This is a genomic window from Tistrella mobilis, from assembly GCF_039634785.1.
GTDB classification, from domain to species: domain Bacteria; phylum Pseudomonadota; class Alphaproteobacteria; order Tistrellales; family Tistrellaceae; genus Tistrella; species Tistrella mobilis.
In genome coordinates, this window is the sequence record NZ_JBBIAB010000022.1 from 57,308 (window position 1) to 75,535 (window position 18,228).

The following is an 18,228-nucleotide window of genomic DNA, read 5'->3' on the forward strand; positions in this document are numbered from 1 at the left end:
TTTTCAGGTGCGTTCTATTATAGATAGATGAATTCGCACCCCGGATCCACGACCGAAATGGTTCGTCCCATGATCCCCTTATCCCCCGCCGACGACGCCGCCCCGGAAACATCCGCCGGGACGGATACGCGAGACGACGCCCTCGACACGCTGCGCGACTGGATGGTCAGCGGCCTCGGCTGTGTCGCCGGCCGCCGCGAGTTCCTCCGCAACCGCTATTACATCGCCCCGGTCGCGACCCCCGACGACGTGCGCCGCGCCTTCACGGGTTTCGTGGAAGCCCTGGAGGCGCGCCGCACGGTCGCCGGGCTGTTCGTGGCCACCCGCCCCGATGGCGGCATGCTGCCGCCGGAACCGGTCGCCACCGCCATCCGGCGCATGGCCGATCTGATGTCCGTGCTGACCACCCGCCCGCCCGAGGTCCTGGTCGATGGCGGCCAGCTGAACCGCGCGATCGAGCTGACCTGCCCGGTCACCAACCGGCGGCTGCTCTTCGACGATTTCGATGCCGTCGCCTTCTGCCCGGCGGCCGCCGATCCGGGCGATCCGCTCTACGACCCGATGATGGCGGCGCCCGTGATCTGCGCCAACCTCAATTCCGACGTCTATGCCTTTTCGATGTTCACCCGCGATCTCTGCCTGCAGGCGCATGACTGCGAAGTGTTCGAGATTGCGGATCACCGCACCCGCCGGGCCCTGTTCGCCCGGGCCTCGGAGCTGTGGCAGCGCTTTGCCGAGCGCACGGTGCGGAACTATGTCTCGATCACCGATACCGGCCTCTGCCCCACCTATCTGGATACCGATCGTCACCACTGGTATGCCAGCCATCAGGATCCCGCCTTCGCCGAGATGCGCAAGGAGCTGTACCGCCACGACATGCCGGTGCTGTATACCGGCCGCATCCTGCGGCGCTGGATCGCCTGGTTCGAGGGGGGCGATGCGGCAGAGGAGGCACATTTCGAACCCTCGGCCCTCACCCCCGCCGGCTGCCCGGTGCATGGCGTCGGCCGCAGCTGAACCGCCTGGCTGACGCTTTCGCCTAGCTGCCGCCCCCGCCAGGGCTGCTGCCCCCACCCACACTGGTACCGATGGGCACGAAGCGGCGCCGCGCCTCGGCAAGGCAGGCGCCGCGGTCGGGGGCGAAGCCCTCGTCCAGCCACCAGGCCTCGATCTCGGACAGCGCCTGCCCCAGACCGGGGCCGGGCTTCAGGCCAAGCGCGATCAGATCGGCGCCGCCCAGCGGCAGATGCGGCTGGCTCCAGCCCGACAGCGCCCCGATCGCCGACCGGAACCCGGCCTCGTCGTCGGCCGCCAGCGTGCCGCGGGCCTGTGCCCGGGCCCAGCCGGCGAACAGCCGGTCGCGGATGGTGGTGATCCCCTCGCGATAGGCGGCGACCCGCACCGTCATCGGGCTCGGCGGTCTGGCCGGCAGGCGGGCCGTCGCCTCGGCCACCGCCCCCACCCGGGCCGCCAGCTGGTTCGACGGCTTCAGCCGCTCGATCCGCCGGCGCCAGTGGTCGACGGCCCCGAAGGCCGGGCCGCAGGTGGCCGTCAGCACCGCCAGCCGGCGTGCGGCATCGGCCATGTCCAGCGCCTCTTCGATCGCGATCAGCGCGTCCAGGGGCCCCGTGTCGACGATCCCGCCCAGCACCTGGTCGAGCACGCCCAGATCGGCCATCAGCAGCAGAATGCCGTCGCCGCCGGCCACGCGCGGCCCGCCCAGAATCCGCAGGAATTCCTCGCGGATCCGCTCGCCAGACAGCGCCTGGATGCGCTCGGCGAATTCCCGGCAGGCATCGACGGCCGCCCGGTCGGGCTCGCCGCGGCCCAGCCGCGCCTGGAAGCGGAAGAAGCGCAGAATGCGCAGAATGTCTTCCAGGATCCGCCGCCGGGCATCGCCGATGAACCGCACCCGCCCCGCCGCCAGATCCGACAGCCCGTCGAAGGGATCGTAGAGCCGGCCGGCAAGGTCCAGCGACATGGCATTCACGGTGAAGTCGCGCCGCCGGGCATCCTCGGCCCAGTCGCGGCTGAAGGCCACCACCGCCCGCCGCCCGTCGGTAGCGACGTCGCGGCGCAGCGTCGTCACCTCCACCGGAAACCGGTCGGCGATCAGCGTAACGGTCCCGTGCTCGATGCCGGTCGGCACCGCCTTGATCCCGGCGGCGGCCGCCGCCGCCATCACCGCCGGCGGCTCCAGGGTCGTGGCGACGTCGATATCGCCGATGGGGTCGCCCGAGATCAGGTCGCGGACGGCACCGCCCACGAAGCGCGCTTCGCCGCCCGCGGCCGCCAGCGCCGCGAAGACCCGGCGCACGGGCGCCGCCGCCATCTCGGGCGGCAGCACGACATCGGTTCGGACGGGATCGGTGCGCGCGGGCAGAAGGGGTTCGGGGGCGTCGGCCATGATGCAGGGGTCACGCTGGAGCGGGGGACGGACGGTAAGGCGAAGATGGGCGCGGTCAGTCCTGCCCGTAATGGCCCGGGACGATCCGGCCGTCCTCCACCCTGGGTGGAACATAGACGCCCGGGTCGGGCCGGGGACCGACCGCATGGCCCACCAGGAACAATGCCGCCGCCAGCACCACCACCGCAAGCCCGGTGACCCAGACCGGCGGCGCATCGGGCCGGCTGCCCCGCTGCCGCTCCACCCGCCCGGCCCAGGCCATCCAGGCGGCATAGGCGAGGAAGGGGGCCAGGAAGGGCAGGATATAGGTCAGCAGGATCCGCATCGCCCGGCCTAGCCCGCCCCGGCCGTCATGGTGCCGGCGGCGGCGAAATCGGCGACCCTGGGGCCGGGCATGCGGCCCTCGCCATCGGTGTCCTTCAGCGACAGCCCGGCATCCAGCACCCGGGTCAGATTGACCAGCATGCCCGCGGTCGCCCCCCAGATGTAGTAGCGGCCGAAGGGGAAGGCATACCAGTGGCGCACCACCCCGCCGCGTTCCAGCGAATGGCGCTTGCGGTTGCGCGGGTCCATGAAGAAGGCGAGCGGCACCTCGAAGACGTCGGCCACCTCGAAAGGATCGGGGATCACCTCGAAGGGCGGCGTCACCAGGCCCACGATCGGCACCACATGGAAGCCGGTGATGGTTTCGTAGGTGTCCAGCCGGCCGATGATCCGGATATGGTCGCGGGTGACGCCGATCTCTTCCCGGGTCTCGCGAAGGGCCGTGTCCACCGCGTCGATATCGCCCTCGTCCACCCGGCCGCCGGGAAAGGCGACCTGGCCCGCATGGGCATGCAGATGCTGGGTGCGCTGGGTCAGCAGCACGGTCAGCCCCCCGGACCGTTCCACCAGCGGCACCAGCACGGCCGCCGGCCGCTTGGCGCCGCCATGGCGGGAGCCGGGGTTGAGCACATAGTCGCCGTTCACCGCCGGCATCGCCGGGTCGATGCCGGCGGCATTGGGCTCGTTGAACAGGGCGGCGATATCGGCACCGGTGGTCATGCGCGGCCTCCGGCGCGGCGCGGCTGCCCGGCGAGTTCGATATCGGGGGAGCCCAGATAATGGGTCAGACCGGCACTTTTCACCGCCAGCAATTCCTCTCCGGTTTCGGGCGAAATAGCCAGATCGGCTATATTGACCAGCTCATAATAGACGGAACGGCTAAGCAGCGCCTCCAGCCCGCGGCCGACCGCCAGATAGGGGGCGGGGTCGCCGCTTTCGGGGCGCGGGCGCAGCACCAGCGGGTGGTCGGCGTCCAGCGGCACCTCGGCATCGACATTGGTGCGGAAGATGATCCGGGCGTCGTCTCCCTCGCCCTCGATACGCATGGCGGTCACGATATAGGCGGCGTCCTCGACCTGGATGCGGCATTTTTCGACCGGGGTCTCCAGCCAGTAGTCGCCGTCCTGGTCGCGGTGGAGCACGGTCGAGAACAGCTTGACCAGCGGCATCCGGCCGATCGGCGTGCCCTGGTAGAACCAGGTGCCGTCGCGGGCGATGCGCATGTCGATATCGCCGCAGAAGAACGGCCCCCGGCGCTGTTCCGCCGGCCGGGCCCCCGGGGCGGAATTGCCCAGCCCCAGCCGTCCGGCCAGGTCGGCCCCACCCCGATCGGTCCCATTCTTGGCGGCCCCCTCCTTATCGGTTCTGTCCGCGCTGGTCATGCCTCCTCCTCCCTGGTCTTGCGATCGCTCAGCCACCGCGCTCTCAGCGCCGCGCCGTGGCGGGCCAGCCAGCCCAGCGCCACGATGGTGGTCGCATTGTCCAGCCGGTCGCCATCCAGCAGGGCCACCGCCGCCTCGCGCGGCAGGGCGAAGATGCGGATGTCCTCGTGCTCTTCCACAAGGCCGCCGGTCGAGCCGCGGTGCTCGGCCCGCACCTCGCCGACATAGAGATGCAACCATTCGTCGCAGGCGCCGGGCGAGGGCTGATAAGTCGATATGGCTTCGATCCGGCCAAGCTCAAGCCCGGCCTCTTCCACCGCCTCGCGCCGGGCGACCGCCTCGGGCGTCTCGCCCGGCTCGATGATGCCGGCGACGATCTCGACCATCCAGGGGCTGGCATCGGCGGGGCCGTAGAGCCCCCCGGGGCGGAACTGTTCGATCAGCACCACCTCGTCGCGCACGGGATCGTAAGGCAGCACCGCGGCCGCGGTGCCCCGCTCGAAGATCTCGCGGGTGAAGGGCGCGCTCCAGCCGCCGGCCAGAAGACGGTGGCGGAGCGTCAGCCGCACCATGCGGAAATAGCCCTGATGGACCACCTCGCGCGCCAGGATCTCGACATCCTCGCGGCCGTAAGAGGCGGCGGCGGGATCGGGGTCGGGGACACCGCGGACGGCGGGTCGGTCGGCAGGCATGGCGCTCTCCGGTCGGGACGGCAGGGGTGTATGACGTGTCGATGACGCCATTCTGACCCCGGCCGCCCCGCCGGTCGAGTGGGCTTCGTGTGTCAGGCCGCCACGGCTGCACGCTCGACGATGCCGGCGGCATCGACGCCCGGCGCCAGCGTGCCGTAGAGCCCGCCATGATCGCCGGCAAGCCGGCTGGCGAACCAGGCCTCGGCCAGGCTCTGGGGCGTGCGCTCCATCAGCTCGGCCCCGGCCAGCGCCACCGCCAGATCGCCGACCAGACGGCGGGCGCGGAACTCCATCTCGTCATTGGAGCCGAGCGCGCGCAGCGTGGCGTCCAGATGGGCATCGTACCGGCTGTCCTGGCCGCGCGACCGGGTCAGATGCGCCACCAGCGCCTCGCGCGCCGCCGGTTCCCGCGCAAGGGCGCGCAGCACGTCCAGCGCGATGACATTGCCCGAGCCTTCCCAGATCGCGTTGACCGGCACCTCGCGATAAAGCCTGGGCAGGCCGCTGTCCTCGACATAACCGTTGCCGCCCAGGCATTCCATCGCCTCGTAGACGAAGCCGGGCGCGCGCTTGCACACCCAGTATTTCACGATCGCGGTGGCGATGCGGGCGAAGGCCGCCTCCTGCGGCTCGCTCGACCGCGCCTCGAAGGCCTGAGACAGACGCATCACCATGCGCATGGCGGCTTCCTGCTCCAGCGCCAGATCGGCCAGCACATTCACCATCGCCGGCTGATCGACCAGTCGCTTGCCGAAGGCCTGGCGGTGGCGGGCATGGTGGATGGCCTGGGTCAGCGCCTGACGCATCAGCCCGGCGGAGCCCAGCGCACAATCCAGCCGGGTGTGGTGAACCATCTCGATGATCGTGCGCACGCCCCGCCCCTCAGGCCCGACCCTCGCCGCCCAGGCACCCCGGGTCTCGATCTCGGAGGAGGCGTTGGAGCGGTTGCCGAGCTTGTCCTTGAGCCGCTGGAGATGGACGGCATTGCGACTGCCGTCGGGGCGCCGGCGCGGCAGCAGGAAACAGGTCAGCCCGGCCTCGGTCTGGGCCAGCGTCAGGAAGGCATCGGACATCGGCGCCGAGCAGAACCATTTATGGCCGGTGATCTCGTAGACCTCCTGGCCGTCCTCGTGGCCGACGCGGACCGCGCGGCTGGTATTGGCACGAACATCCGACCCGCCCTGCTTTTCGGTCATCGCCATGCCCAGCGTCAGGCCGCGCTTTTCGGCCGCCGGCAGGGGCCGCGGGTCGTAGTCGCGCGACAGCACCCCCGGCAGCCAGTTGCGCGCGACCGCCGGCTCGGCCTCGAGCGCCGGGGCGACGGCGAAGGTCATGGTCAGCGGGCACATGGTGCCGGCCTCGGCCTGGCAGTGCAGATAGACCAGCGCCGAGCGCGCCACCATGGCGCCGGGGCGGCGCTCGTTCCAGGCGAAGGCATGCACCCCCGCCCCGATCCCCTCGGCCATGATCGCATGATAGGAGGGGTGGAAACGCACCTCGTCGATCCGGTTGCCGTAACGGTCGTGGGTGACCAGCTCGGGCGTGTACCGGTTGGCATCGAAGCCCAGCGCCATCAGCGGCCCGCCGGTCTTGGCGCCATAGTCGGACAGATGCTCGAAAGCCCAGCCGCCGCCGAAACCATCCACCGCGTCGACCAGCGCATGGTCGCCGGCGAAGAGATTGGCCTCCAGCGGCGGGGCCTGGTTGAAGACGGCATGGGTGGCGCCGGAAAGCGGCTGGGGCGCACCGGCGGCCTTGAGGCTCTGATCGGTCATGGGGAGGGTCCTTTGGGGCGATGACGACGACGGGAGGGCAGCCGTGACGGGGGGCGGCTGCGGCGGAGAGGCGGGGCGATGGCAGCGGCGTCAGCCGCGACCCACGGCCTCGGCTGCGCGGCGGGCGATGCGCAGCGTATCGATGGTGACGTCGGGCCGGCCGGTCAGGCCGCGGCGGCAGAAGCCGACGATCTCGGCGATGATCGTCACATCGGCCTCGGTCAGAACGCCATGGCCGGGATCGACGATGCGGGCCCGCGCCAGCGGCCCGACCAGCGCCTCGCTGACCACGCCGACCATGGCCGCGGCCGCGAGTTCCGGCGGCTGGGGGGCAAGGTCGCCCTCGGCCAGCCCGGTCGCCACCGCCTCGGCATAGAGCGCGGTATAGCGCCGGCGCGCCGCCAGCCGCTCGGTATCGACCAGCGGATCGACCGGCTCGGCCAGAAGCGCATAGGCGAGCGCCCGGCCGGCCAGCGCACGGGCGGCGAAGGTCGCCATCGCATTGGCGATCCGCCGGTCGGCCGGCCCCTGGCCGCGGATCGCATCCGCCACCGCCTTCAACTCGTGGGTCGAGGCCCGGCGGAACAGCTCGGCACAGAGTTCGGCCTTGGAGGTGAAATGGCGATAGACCGTGCCGACCGCCACCTCGGCATCCTCGGCGACCGCGCTGACCGACAGGCCGGAAAAGCCGGCACGGCGCAGAATCGCGAAGCCGGCGCTGCACAGCTTTTCCCGCGTTCCGGTGATCGGGACCACGCCGGCCGCCGCCGTCGACCTCGCCATGTCTGCCTCCTGCGGGCCGTGCCGATGCGGCCGCTTACGATGTGAATCCGGATTCACATCGAGCCACAGCCCGGCAGAGGATGCAAGCGGCATCACCAGGGGGCCGGGCGGTCCGCATCGGGACGCACCGCTTCGTGACATGATCCGCACAACGCACCTGTCCCGGGCCGACCCGCGGCGACCGCCCCATCGGCCGGCACACCCCGGCCAAGAGATGGCGGGCATCATTGCGGCTTTTTGAGTCGGTTTGAATCTTTCTTCGTGGGTATGTTGATGGCGAACTGTATCTACGGTTTAATATCCGATGCGGCCTCGCATGCGACAAAAGGAGAGCACTCATGACGAACTTCGCCAAGGATTATGCCGATTTCGGCACGCCCATCACCTCGCTCGGCGGCGATAACGGCAAGCTGACCAGCGCTGCCTCGCAGCTGCTGGAAGGCGATCTGGTCGCACTCGCCTGGGGCAACCACACCACCCGCACCGAAGCGCTGGCGGTGCGCGACGTGCAGTCGATCGAAGAGGCCTTCCGCGCCCACCCCTTCCACGGCAGCCATGACACGGCGACCGTGGGTGCCGGCTGCTGCTGCACCTGCACCCCCGCCTGCTGCTGCACCGCCGGCGCGGTGGTCGACACGGTCGCCGACGCCGCCTGACTGGCCCACGACCCGTCCCGGATGCTGGTCGTCCGGATACTGGTCGTCCGGATACTGGTCGTCCGGATACTGGTCGTCCCCGACCAGACGGCCCGCCTGGCCCCCACCCCCCGCACGCCCGAGCCCCGAGGTAACATCGATGAATGACGGCAACCTGCTGATCCGGCTTCTACCGTTCCAACTGGCCGAGACCGCAGCCGGCACGCTTATCCGCAGGGGTGCCCTTCGCCTGATGCTCGACGGCGACGGTATCGCGGAGATCGTGGCCCGGCTGCAGGAGGTCGCGTCGGATGCATTCTGCAGCCGGCACGACCTCCTCGCCCTTTTCCCGCCGATCGACCGGCCGCGGGTCGATGCGCTGCTGCGCGAACTGGCGATCCGCCGCCTGGCGGAGCTGCGCGGCCCGGGCGCCCCCACCGACGCCGCCCCGCGCCACGAGGACAGCGAGGATGTGTTCTTCTGGCAGCTGGGCATGACCCGCGACCAGATCCGCAGCGCGACCGGCGGCCGGATCGCGCTGGTGGGGGTGAATGCCCTCAGCCTGGCGCTGATCGAGCATCTCGGCCGCTATGGCACCTGGCAGGCGGTGCTGATCGACGACGTGCCGCTGCGCAACCATGCGCTTTACGAGCGCGGCCTGCCCGCGGGGCTGACCATCGTGGATGCCGCAGAGGCAGACGAGGCGGTGCGCGCCGCCAACATCGTGGTCGCCTGCGCCGAATTCGGCGGGCTGGGCCTGCTGAAGCCCTGGAATGCCCTGGCCGCCGCCGAAAACCGCCCCTTCCTGCCGGTGATCGTCGAGGATCTGACCGCGCGCCTCGGCCCCCTGTCGATCCCCGACGAGACCGCCTGCCTGGAATGCCTGGATGCCCGGCAGAATTCCCATCTGAAGGGCCGCCCGTCGGACCGCCGCCTGATGGAAGAGATCCTGGCCCGGGGACAGGACGTGTCCGGCACCCATCCGGCGCTGATCGCCATGGCGGCACCGCTCGCCGCCTTCGAACTGCTGCGCTTCGCCGCCGACCTGCTGCCCCGCCGGGTGGGCAAGCTGATCGAACTCAACCTGATGGGATCGAGCATGGTGGCGAGCCGGGTGCTGAAGGCCCCGCGCTGCCCGGTCTGCAGCCCGATGAAACACGCCGGCAAGCTGGCGCTTGAAAAGGTGGCGCTGAACCCGGAGCGCTGGGCCGAAGTGGAAGCGATGGGAGGTCCCGATGGCCCGCGTTGAGAATTTGGACCGCGTTGAGGGCCTGGACCGCGTTGAGGGCCCGGATCGCGTCGAGGAGCTGGACCGCGTCGAGGAGCTGGACCGCGTCGAGACCGGGGGCTGCCTCGAAACGGAGCCGGGGCCCCCGCCCCTGCGCCGCGGCATCCGCACCCGCCGGCCGCTGGGGGCCCTGCCCGATATCGTGCCCCTGCTCTACGACCCCAAGGTCGGCATTCTGGGCGAGATCCGCGAGCATGACCGCGAGGCCGGCTCTCCCGAATATTTCCGCTACGTCACCACGGCCGGCGACACCACCGCCTTTTCCGGCCATCAGAATTTCTCGATCGGCGGCGGCGGCTCCACCTCGCGCGGGATCGCACTGGCCAAGGCGATCGGCGAGGCCATCGAACGCTATGCCGCCGCGGTCTATGATCGCCGCGACTACCCGATGGTGCCCTATGACGCGGCACCGTTCGACTGCGTCGCGCCCCAGGATTTCGCCCTGTTCGACGCAGCCCAGTTCGACGATCCGGACTTCACCTACCAGCCCTTCAACGGCCGGTCGGATGTGCGCTGGATGCCGGCGAAAAGCCTGGTCTCGGGCCGGATCCGCCATGTGCCGGCCTGTTTCGTACACCTGCCCTATCTGTTTCCGCGCAACGGCGACGAATGGCCGCTGGCCCAGTCCATCTCGACCGGCCTTGCCTGCCATGGCAGCTTCGCCCAGGCGGCGCTGGGCGGGATCTGCGAGGTGGTGGAGCGGGACTGTTTCTCCATCACCTGGCAGGCCATGGTCTCACGCGAGAGGATCCGCCCGGAAAGCCTGGCCCCTTCCCATCGCGACGCCATCCGGCGCTTCGTGGCGGTGGGCTACGACGTCCATATGATGAATATCAGCCACGACAACCGCATCCCCACGATCATGACCGTGCTCCGCGGCCGGCGTGCGGGCAATGCGCCGCTGGCCGTCGCCGCCGCGACCGACCTGTCGCCCCTGGTCGCCGCCACCAAATCGCTGGAAGAACTGGCCCATACCGAACGCTATGTCCGCCAGCTGATGGGAGAGCTGGGGCGGATCGAGATCGAGCCCGGGCATCGCAACGTCTACAGCCAGGTCAGCCATGTGAATTTCTGGATCAGCCCGGAACGGGCGCGGCATGCGGATTTCCTCCATGCCTCGCCGCGGGAGATCGATCTGGCCGACCTGCCGGACCGCACCACCGGCGATCCGGCCGGCGACCTGGATGCCGTGGTCACGGCCATCGCCGGCACCGGCCATGACGTGCTGATCGCCGATCTGGCCACCCCCGATGTCGCGGCGCTGGGCTTCCACGTGGTGCGCGCGCTCGTGCCCGGCTACCACCCGCTTTACATGGGCTATCGCCTGCGTGCGCTGGGCGGGCGGCGGTTGTGGACCGTGCCCCAGGCGCTGGGCCATCCGGGCATCCACCGGTCGACCGGCGACAACCCCATGCCCCATCCCTTTCCCTGACGGCCAACCGGCCCCCGATCGCGGAGCACCCCCCATGAAAGCTGATGGCCCGAGCTGGGACGACCTCGTCTGGGGCGAGGCGGAAACCGACCTGCTGTGGGAGACCTTTCACGAGAACAGCAAATCCTCGGGCTATGACGACGCCCTGCCCAACCAGGTGGTCGTGGACTGGATGACCCGGCTGAAAAACGCGCTGGTCTATGACAGTGCCGATGCCGTGCCCCTGCCCGGGCCGGAGCGGTTTCCGCCCTTCACCCGCGGCCTGGGCGAGGCGATCGCCCGCCGCCACACCCCGCGCGGCCTGGTGCCGACCCCGATGGCGCTGGAGACGCTGGCCTCGCTGCTGCACCACGCCTATGGCATCAACCGCTGGAACGAGGGCACCCATTTCCCGCGGCCGTTCCGCAATGTGCCGTCGGGCGGCGGGCTGTTCCCGCTGGAGCTGTATGTCCACGACCGCGGCCTGGTCGACGGCCTGCAGCCCGGGCTGCACCATTACGATCCGGAAACGAACTGCCTGCGCCGGATCATGGATGGCGACATGACCGAGGCCTTCGCCCCCTGCCTGTATCAGCCCGAGATCATCCGCGGTGCCACGGTCACCATCTTCCAGACCGCCCTGTTCCGGCGCAGCACCTTCAAATATCGCGACCGCGGCTATCGCTTCACCCTGATCGAGGCGGGCCATGTGGCCCAGAACCTGAATCTGGTCGCGACCGCGCTGGAGCTGGGGGTGTGGAATATCGGCGGCTTCCAGGACCGCAGGATCGATCGCCTGCTGGGCATCGACGGCGTCAACCACGCCACGGTCTATATGCATGCGATCGGGCGGGAGGCCGTCTGACGTGGACAGCCATCGCACCCCCGCCTCGGCACGGTCCGGCCCGATACCGCCCGCCCCCGCGCCGCACCCGGCCTTTGTGGTGGTCTGCGAAACCGATGCCGATCTCTGCCGTCTGGCCGGCCGGCTGGCCGGCGCCGGGCCGCTGCTGGTGGCGGATCTGAGCCTGGGCAGCTGGCGGGGGCACTGGCTGGCCCGCGAGCTGGGGCGGCAGCTGGGGCTGGATCTTCCGGGCGATCAGGGCCCCGTCCCCGGAGAGGCTGCCGGAGGCCCGCCGGCCGAGAGGGTGGTGGCCGCACTGATCGACCGCGAGACCATGGGCGACGCCACCGTGCTCGCCGCCCATCATGCCGCGCTGGCGATCGCCGACGCCGCACGCCGGCAGGGGGTGGGGGCGATCCTGATCGCCGGGCCGGCGGCGGATCACGGCTGGATGGCCGAAGATCTGTGGCTGCTGCGGCTGCTGAACCGGTTGAGCGAGCTGACCGTGGCGGTGGCGGTTCCCGCCGAAGGCCCGGTTTCTGCCGACGAACTTGCGCCGGCCGAACTGCCGATCGCGGTGATCGCGGCCGAGGGCCCGGTCGCCCCGACGGTGGCGCAGCCGGCGGATCCCGATTGCCCCGGTCTCATCTGGCCAGGTCTTTCCCGGCCGGAGGATCTGCCCGATGCAACACCGGGCGGCAACTGGCCGGTGCTGCCCGCCATCGCCGGCCTGGCCGGGGCGGCGCTGATCCTGCCCGGCGCGCGGGCAGCGGCGGCAGCCGGATGCACCGGGGTGCCGGCGAACCCGCCGCTCTGGCGGCGCGCCCGCACCGAGGCCCTGAAGCCGGTTGCGGACCGGCGGCCCGAGATCCTGTCGGCCGGCGCCGCGGCGGCCTTTGCCGAGGGCGGCTGGCGCCAGTCGCTGCGGCTGATCGAGGCGGCCCTGCCCGCCACGGCGGATGCCGAAACCCGGGGCGCGCTGGAAGCGCAGGCCCAGGCCATGCGGATCGCGGTGATGGATTTCGCCGGCGCCGCCGACCGGCCCGATCCCGAGCCGGGCCTGTCGGCGCCGCTTCGCCGCGAGCTTGCCACCGCCAAGGCCTGGGGGCTGGTGATGACCGGCCGGCCGGCCGAGGCCGACCGGTTGTTCGGCGAGGCCCGCGCCCTGGCCACGCCGGCCGACCGCGACCCGATGTGGCTGTATCTGCTGAACATTTCGGCGCTGGCGAAGCTGCGCACCGGCCGGATCGACGATGCCTTCGCCTTCGAGCACCAGATCGAGGCCCGGCTGCGCGGCTTCGACCCGCCGGACTGGCATCTCGGCTATATCAACGCCATCAACCTGGCCCGGCTGCACCGTCAGGCCGGCCAGATCCCCGAGGCGCGGGCCTGTTACGAGCGCGCCTTCGCGATCACGCTGGGCCTGCGTTCGGAAAGCGACCAGCTTTATCTGGCGGTCTGCCAGGCCGGGCTGGAACAGGCCGAGGGGCGGATTGCCGAAGCCCTGATCACCACCCTGCGCGCGGCCCTGCACTGGCTGTCCATGACCGTGCCCGAAGCCCTGGCCCCGCGGGTGGCCCGCGCCATGGGGGCGGTTCCGGGCGGCGAGCTGGTCGCCCGGGTCGACGATCATCTGCTGGGCCGGTTGACCGCGCTGCTGGAGAGGATCGGCCCGCCCTTCGACGACCTGGCCCGCGACCCGGCGGAGGACGGCCCGAGATGGCGGCGGGCGGAGGGGAACACCTCCGGGTGCACCGCCTGGGGCGGCCCCGGCTGGGGGGTGCTGATCCGCCCGCGCCCCACGGGCGAGGACCAGCCCGGGCGGGCAGAGGCGGGGCGCGACGGCGGCCGGTTGGGGGCGCTTACCGCGCGGATCCTGGCCCGGCTGAGCCCGGCGCCGATGGCGCCGGCCGATGCCTGCATCCTGGTCGATGGCGGCTTCGGCACCGACATGCCGGTGCGGCTGCCCGAGCTGATCGGCCTGGCCCTGCGCCAGGGCTGCACCCGGCTGCGCTTCCGCAACCGGGATCTGGTGCTGACGGCGGCGCAGGCGGCGGATCTGCTCGACCGCTGCCGGGTCGGGCCGGGGCCGGGGATCGATGCCATCGACCGCGCGGCCGACGGCCGGCTGGCGGTGCGGTTCCGGCGGGTGCGGCCGCAGCTGGTGGTGGCGGCGGACGACCCGGCCGCCACGGCCCTGACCGCGACCGATGGCCTGGTCTTCGCCGATCTGCAGGCGCGGACCGGGCTGGACCGGTCGGTGCTGCTGGCGGCGGTGCGCCGGCTGGAGGCCTGCGGCGCGCTGGCGGTTGCGGTGCCGGACGGGATCTGATGACCCCGCCCCGGAGCTGCCATCTGGCCTTCCGGCTGGAACCGCAGATCGCGCCCTGCCTGTGCTGGGCGGCGCTGGGCAGTGCCCTTGCCGCCCATTACGGCCTGGAGGATGCGCCGGGGCAGCGGGATCTGGTGATCCGGATCTTCGGCCGGTTCGATCCGAAACCGGCCCCGGCCGAGGCGGTGCTTCAGGCGCTGGGCCTGCTGAAGGCGCAGATCGACCGGCCGCTGACGGCAGAGGAAATCCGGGCCGAGATCACCGCCGGCCGGGTGATCGCGGCCGAGATCGCGCTGGGGTTCGGCGGCGCCCATCTGGTGGCGATTTCCGGCATCGCCGCCGATGACCGGGTGCAGGTAGACGACCCCCGCAGCGGCCGGAGCCTGATGCCGCTGGCCGAGCTGGTGGCCGACCCCGGCGGCTGGTGGTCGTGGCGGCGCAGCTTCCTGACCGGTCCGCCGGGTTGATCGCGGCCCCGGCCGGGTGCGGTTCAGGCCGGGTGCGGTTCAGGCGGAGTGCGGTTCAGGCCGAGTGCGGTTCAGGCCTGAGAGGCGATGCAGATCAGCAGCACCCAGAAGAACACGAACCATTGCAGCAGGCCCATCATCGCGGAGCCTCCCCGCCCGCCGGGGCGGCTGCGTCCTCGCCCATCCCGTCGGTTTCGAGCGTCGGCTTCCGGGATTGCGGCAGATCGAAGACCTGGGCGGCGCCGGCCTCGGTGGCCGCGACCTCGATGCGCCCCGTGAAGCGGGCACCGGTCGGGGCCTCCCCCTCTACCTGCCAGCCGCCGGGTTCGAGCGTGGTCTGCCAGTCGCCGATAATCGCCTCGGGCATTGCCACCGCCTCGGCCGCCTGGCCGTCCAGCGGCACCGCCGACCAGCCGACCGGCAGGCCGGCATGGGTCTCACCGATCCGGATCACCACCGGGACGGGGCTGGAGACAGCCTCCTCCGCCGGCTTGTAGGGCCGGACCAGCAGCTCGGCATCCGGCTTCATGCCCGAGGCCCAACCTTCCGAGGGATCATAGTCCCGCATGTCCATCTCGGCATCGTAGGCGAAGCGGAAGCAGCGGGCATGCTCGACGAAATAGCTGCCCCTGGGCTCGTAGCGCCAGGCGGCGCAGAGCCTGTCACCCTCGCAGCTCGCCGCACACCGGGCGATGCTGCCCTCGGGCGGGAACGGCAGATCGGCCGGCGCCTCTGCATCCGGGCCGAAGGTCTGGCCGGTCGGCTCCAGCGCGATATCCGGCATCATCACGGCGCCGGGGAAATGGGTTCTGGGAGCCGGGGTTTCGGGGGCAGATCCGGCTGCAACCGTCTCGGCCAGAGCGGTCGCGAGCGTCGCGGCGTCGGACGCTTCGAGATAGCGGCCGCCGGTGGCGTCGGCGAGGCAGGCGACGCCCGCCCCTTCTTCCTTCGTCAGGCCGAAGCCGATGACATGGGTGGTGAAATCGACGCCCGCCGCTTCCAGCTCGGCACCCAGGGCGCAGGGGTCGGCGGCGCAGGTTTCAAGCCCGTCGGTGACCAGCACCACGGTGGCGGCGTCCTCGGTATAACGCAACGCCTCGGCCGCCTGGCGGACGGCGGCGGAGAGCGGCGTCTTGCCCAGGAAACGCATCCCGTCCACGGCCTGGCGGATGGCGCCGGCGGTGCCGGGGGCCGGGGGCACCAGCAGTTCGATGTCGGCGCAATCGCCCTTGCGGCGATGGCCATAGGCGATCAGGCCCAGGCTGCGCGCGGGATCGACGCCCTCCAGCACCGCGGCCACCGTCTCGCGGGCGATTTCGAGCTTCGGCCGCCCGTCGATCTGCCCCCACATCGAGCCCGAGCCGTCCATCACCACGATCGTGGCCGGGCCCCCGGGTGCTGCATCCGCCGCCCCCGCCGGGTCGACTGGTGCGATCGTACACATCCCGATCGCCATCGCATGCATGAGGCCAAGTGCGGCCGCATGCATGCCGCGTGTTCGTGCGGCAGGCTTCATGCGCATTTGCTCCCGATCTGCCCGTTGTGCCGGTCCGGCCGGCTTGCTGCGGCCGCTGACGGAAAATTAACGATGATCGGGGAAAGGGCACACTACCAGATGGTAGGGGGATGGCACATGGCAGGGGATGGCAGATGACAGGGGGACGGCAGATGAGAGGGGGACGGCAGATGAGAGGGGGTGGCGGGTTGGCAGCCCCGTTCAGACGGCTAGAACCGTTCGGAGAGGCCCGCCCGGCCGGCGAGCAGCAGCGCCTGGCGGAACACCATGTCGCCATGGCTGAGCGGCAGGGTGTGGCCGGCATCGCCGACCGGCTGGAAGCGGCCGGCGGGCAGCAGGCCGGCCAGATCGCTCACGGCCTGGCGCGACACGGTCTGGCTGCGCTCGCCATGCAGCAGCAGCACCTCGCAGGGGACGCGTGGCGCCAGATCGCTCCAGTCTTCGTTGGTCAGCCGCATGTCGTGGCGAAAGCCCAGCCCCTTCTGGCCCGACACCAGGGCGAAGCTTTCCTGCAGCGAGGGCGCGAAGCGCGGATCGGACCAGAGGTCGCGGTCGAAATCGCAGTCGCTGAACACCAGGCCGGGGATCAGATCCACACCCTTGCGCGCAACCTGGGTGATGCCGAGCCCGACGATCTTATCCATCAGCGCCGGCATTTTCTGCGAGGCCCAGGCATTGACCCGGTGGCGCAGCGGCATGTCGGAGGTCTGGGCCCAGCCGCGCATCGGCGGGGTGGCCGGGGCGGCCACGATCCCCGCCACCCGGTCGGGGCGACGCAGGGCAAAATCGATCGCGAAACGGGTACCGATATCGTGGGCCACCACCACGGCGCGCGTGATGCCCTGGCGATCCAGGATAGCGTCGATCCGTGCTGCGGAAAGCTTCAGGGGATCGGCCCCCGGGGCCAGCGGCGCCGCGCCATAGCCGGGGCGGACCGGCGCGATCACATCCAGCCCCAGGGTTCGGGCGGCATGGCGGATGTCGGGCTGGGCGGCGATGCCGAACAGCGCGCCGTGCAGCAGCAGCACCGGAAACCCGCCCGGCCGGCCGAAACGGTGCACCGGCACGGGGCCATCGGCGGTCGGCTCCAGCAGGGACGCGGCCGAGGGGGCGTGGAGGCGCGGGCCGCTGTCGCTCAACCGTTCGGCCGTCAGCATCAGCGAATAGGCGAGCGCCACCGCCTGGGTCTGGCTGTGCACGCCCATCTTGGCCAGCACCGCCTTGACCAGCTGGCGGATGGTCGCCGGCTTGCGGCCGGTCTCGGCGGCGATCGCCTCGATATCGCGGCCGTCCATCAGCGCGAACAGCACCCGCAGCTCGGACGGGATCAGCCCGAAAACCGCGGTCAGCCGCGCCTCCAGCGCGGTGTCCTGGCCACGCCGGCATTCGACCAGCAGGATATTGCCGCCGCGTTCCGGCGCCATGCCGGCCAGCAGCAGGGTCCGCTCGCGCATGTCGGCCACGAACAGCGCCCCGGCCTCGCCCGTGCGGCGGACGGTTTCAAGAAAGGCGGCATGGCTGCCGGGCGTCAGCACCACCGCACCCAGCTCGTCGCCCACCTCCAGCGCCAGACGCCGCGCGGCGGCGGCATTGCGGCTGAGCACCCGCCCGGCGGGATCCAGCACCAGCATCACGCCTTCATCGGCGAAGCCGGCCGCGCCCATCGCCTCGAAGATCGCCGGCACGTCGCCCATCATCATCGACAGCCGGTCGAGCCCGCCGCGGCCTTCCAGCACATCGGAAATCAGATCCACCAGCCGCCGATAGGCGGCCTCGGTGCTCTGAATGGGGGGAGCCTGAATGGGTGTGTTCCGTGCCGGTCCGGCCGCATCCGCGGTCATGCGCCGCCCTGCCCCGCAGATGGTGGAGATCGGCTCAGTCTATATCAGGGCGGGGGTGGATGACATGGCCGGGATTGGGGGGCAACGAGATCACCGCCGCCCGCCCTCCTCGCCATCATCGACCTGAAAGGCATGTTCGTCACCGCTGACGCGACCCACTGTCAGAGCGAAACGGCACGCCTCGTGCCGGAGCGCGGCGGCGACTACCTCTTCTCGCTGAAGAAAACCGCCCCGCCACCGTCGAGCGGGACGGAAAGACCGGCACATCCACCCGCTATTACCTCTCCTCCACCTGCTTGTCCGCTGAAGCCTTTACCCGGTTCGTCATGCGATAGCCCTGTCGGCGGGGCGCCGGTTCCAGTGGGCTGCTGGAAATCGACGAACAATAAGCGCCGTGCAGTTCACCTCTCAGAGTCCGTCCGAGAAGTTATCTATGATTTCCGGCTCCTTGCGATTCTGCGCATCATGATCCGGATCATCGCGAGGCGGAGGAATGCCAAAGCCATCCGTGAGAGGTTCTCGAAGTCTTTG

At 70.8% G+C, this 18,228-nt stretch carries 16 protein-coding genes and 1 pseudogene; 8 read left to right on the plus strand and 9 right to left on the minus strand.

Going from position 1 to position 18,228, the window contains the following annotated elements:
- Positions 1–69: 69 nt before the first annotated feature.
- Positions 70–1,017: a hypothetical protein gene (locus WI697_RS22895; RefSeq protein ID WP_296720937.1), complete on the plus strand. Its 948-nt coding sequence runs from the start codon at positions 70–72 to the stop codon at positions 1,015–1,017.
- A 22-nt stretch (positions 1,018–1,039) separates the two neighbouring features.
- On the opposite strand, the gene WI697_RS22900 is transcribed toward WI697_RS22895, so the two are convergent.
- The 7 genes from WI697_RS22900 to WI697_RS22930 all read right to left on the minus strand — a co-directional run bounded on the left by WI697_RS22900 (position 1,040) and on the right by WI697_RS22930 (position 7,363).
- Entirely contained in the window at positions 1,040–2,407 is a 1,368-nt protein-coding gene (locus WI697_RS22900) for a CCA tRNA nucleotidyltransferase (RefSeq protein WP_345960035.1), read from the minus strand.
- A gap of 55 nt (positions 2,408–2,462) precedes the next feature.
- Positions 2,463–2,732, minus strand: a complete 270-nt coding sequence (locus WI697_RS22905; protein WP_014747760.1) for a DUF6111 family protein — start codon at positions 2,730–2,732, stop codon at positions 2,463–2,465.
- 8 nt (positions 2,733–2,740) lie between these two features.
- Positions 2,741–3,451, minus strand: a complete 711-nt coding sequence (locus WI697_RS22910) for a CoA pyrophosphatase (protein ID WP_062764558.1) — start codon at positions 3,449–3,451, stop codon at positions 2,741–2,743.
- Entirely contained in the window at positions 3,448–4,113 is a 666-nt protein-coding gene (locus tag WI697_RS22915) for a DUF1285 domain-containing protein (protein ID WP_345960036.1), read from the minus strand. Before WI697_RS22915 ends, WI697_RS22910 begins: the two co-directional genes overlap by 4 nt.
- Positions 4,110–4,805, minus strand: coding sequence for an NUDIX domain-containing protein (locus WI697_RS22920; protein ID WP_082828561.1), 696 nt, complete (start codon positions 4,803–4,805; stop codon positions 4,110–4,112). The genes WI697_RS22915 and WI697_RS22920 overlap by 4 nt, the downstream gene beginning before the upstream one ends.
- A 92-nt stretch (positions 4,806–4,897) precedes the next feature.
- Positions 4,898–6,580, minus strand: a complete 1,683-nt coding sequence (locus WI697_RS22925; protein WP_345960037.1) for an isovaleryl-CoA dehydrogenase — start codon at positions 6,578–6,580, stop codon at positions 4,898–4,900.
- A 90-nt stretch (positions 6,581–6,670) separates the two neighbouring features.
- A complete protein-coding gene (locus tag WI697_RS22930; RefSeq protein ID WP_062764567.1) occupies positions 6,671–7,363 on the minus strand; it encodes a TetR/AcrR family transcriptional regulator in 693 nt (230 codons plus the stop codon).
- 338 nt (positions 7,364–7,701) lie between these two features.
- Here WI697_RS22930 and WI697_RS22935 point away from each other — a divergent pair, with 338 nt between their 5' ends.
- The 6 genes from WI697_RS22935 to WI697_RS22960 all read left to right on the plus strand — a co-directional run bounded on the left by WI697_RS22935 (position 7,702) and on the right by WI697_RS22960 (position 14,340).
- A complete protein-coding gene (locus tag WI697_RS22935) occupies positions 7,702–8,019 on the plus strand; it encodes a hypothetical protein (protein ID WP_062764570.1) in 318 nt (105 codons plus the stop codon).
- 139 nt (positions 8,020–8,158) lie between these two features.
- Positions 8,159–9,247, plus strand: coding sequence for a TOMM precursor leader peptide-binding protein (locus tag WI697_RS22940; protein ID WP_345960038.1), 1,089 nt, complete (start codon positions 8,159–8,161; stop codon positions 9,245–9,247).
- Positions 9,234–10,718, plus strand: coding sequence for a YcaO-like family protein (locus WI697_RS22945; protein WP_345960039.1), 1,485 nt, complete (start codon positions 9,234–9,236; stop codon positions 10,716–10,718). Before WI697_RS22940 ends, WI697_RS22945 begins: the two co-directional genes overlap by 14 nt.
- 34 nt (positions 10,719–10,752) lie before the next feature.
- A complete protein-coding gene (locus WI697_RS22950; protein WP_062764578.1) occupies positions 10,753–11,562 on the plus strand; it encodes a SagB family peptide dehydrogenase in 810 nt (269 codons plus the stop codon).
- 1 nt (position 11,563) lies between these two features.
- Positions 11,564–13,873 (plus strand): tetratricopeptide repeat protein, encoded by a 2,310-nt coding sequence (locus tag WI697_RS22955; RefSeq protein ID WP_345960040.1) that lies wholly within the window; start codon positions 11,564–11,566, stop codon positions 13,871–13,873.
- Entirely contained in the window at positions 13,873–14,340 is a 468-nt protein-coding gene (locus WI697_RS22960) for a papain-like cysteine protease family protein (protein WP_345960041.1), read from the plus strand. Before WI697_RS22955 ends, WI697_RS22960 begins: the two co-directional genes overlap by 1 nt.
- A 136-nt stretch (positions 14,341–14,476) precedes the next feature.
- Here the strand turns inward: WI697_RS22960 and WI697_RS22965 are convergent, their stop codons facing one another.
- Together WI697_RS22965 and WI697_RS22970 are read right to left on the minus strand one after the other, a co-directional pair.
- On the minus strand, positions 14,477–15,784 hold the full coding sequence (locus WI697_RS22965) for a vWA domain-containing protein (RefSeq protein WP_385998803.1): 1,308 nt from the start codon (positions 15,782–15,784) through the stop codon (positions 14,477–14,479).
- Positions 15,785–16,065: 281 nt separating this feature from the next.
- Complete coding sequence (locus WI697_RS22970; RefSeq protein WP_345960043.1) at positions 16,066–17,697, minus strand: alpha/beta fold hydrolase; 1,632 nt, start codon at positions 17,695–17,697, stop codon at positions 16,066–16,068.
- A 102-nt stretch (positions 17,698–17,799) separates the two neighbouring features.
- On the opposite strand from WI697_RS22970, the pseudogene WI697_RS22975 reads away from it, so the two are divergent.
- A pseudogene (locus WI697_RS22975) lies at positions 17,800–17,931 on the plus strand (ISAs1 family transposase); the annotation flags it as partial.
- Positions 17,932–18,228 lie beyond the last annotated feature (297 nt).

Coding starts and splice junctions, on each gene's coding strand:
- WI697_RS22970 (WP_345960043.1), bottom strand. CDS start 17,697: ATGACCGCGGATGCGGCCGGACCGGCACGGAACACACCCATTCAGGCT.
- WI697_RS22895 (WP_296720937.1), top strand. CDS start 70: ATGATCCCCTTATCCCCCGCCGACGACGCCGCCCCGGAAACATCCGCC.
- WI697_RS22965 (WP_385998803.1), bottom strand. CDS start 15,784: ATGTGTACGATCGCACCAGTCGACCCGGCGGGGGCGGCGGATGCAGCA.
- WI697_RS22925 (WP_345960037.1), bottom strand. CDS start 6,580: ATGACCGATCAGAGCCTCAAGGCCGCCGGTGCGCCCCAGCCGCTTTCC.
- WI697_RS22905 (WP_014747760.1), bottom strand. CDS start 2,732: ATGCGGATCCTGCTGACCTATATCCTGCCCTTCCTGGCCCCCTTCCTC.
- WI697_RS22930 (WP_062764567.1), bottom strand. CDS start 7,363: ATGGCGAGGTCGACGGCGGCGGCCGGCGTGGTCCCGATCACCGGAACG.
- WI697_RS22950 (WP_062764578.1), top strand. CDS start 10,753: ATGAAAGCTGATGGCCCGAGCTGGGACGACCTCGTCTGGGGCGAGGCG.
- WI697_RS22915 (WP_345960036.1), bottom strand. CDS start 4,113: ATGACCAGCGCGGACAGAACCGATAAGGAGGGGGCCGCCAAGAATGGG.
- WI697_RS22900 (WP_345960035.1), bottom strand. CDS start 2,407: ATGGCCGACGCCCCCGAACCCCTTCTGCCCGCGCGCACCGATCCCGTC.
- WI697_RS22940 (WP_345960038.1), top strand. CDS start 8,159: ATGAATGACGGCAACCTGCTGATCCGGCTTCTACCGTTCCAACTGGCC.
- WI697_RS22910 (WP_062764558.1), bottom strand. CDS start 3,451: ATGACCACCGGTGCCGATATCGCCGCCCTGTTCAACGAGCCCAATGCC.
- WI697_RS22960 (WP_345960041.1), top strand. CDS start 13,873: ATGACCCCGCCCCGGAGCTGCCATCTGGCCTTCCGGCTGGAACCGCAG.
- WI697_RS22920 (WP_082828561.1), bottom strand. CDS start 4,805: ATGCCTGCCGACCGACCCGCCGTCCGCGGTGTCCCCGACCCCGATCCC.
- WI697_RS22945 (WP_345960039.1), top strand. CDS start 9,234: ATGGCCCGCGTTGAGAATTTGGACCGCGTTGAGGGCCTGGACCGCGTT.
- WI697_RS22935 (WP_062764570.1), top strand. CDS start 7,702: ATGACGAACTTCGCCAAGGATTATGCCGATTTCGGCACGCCCATCACC.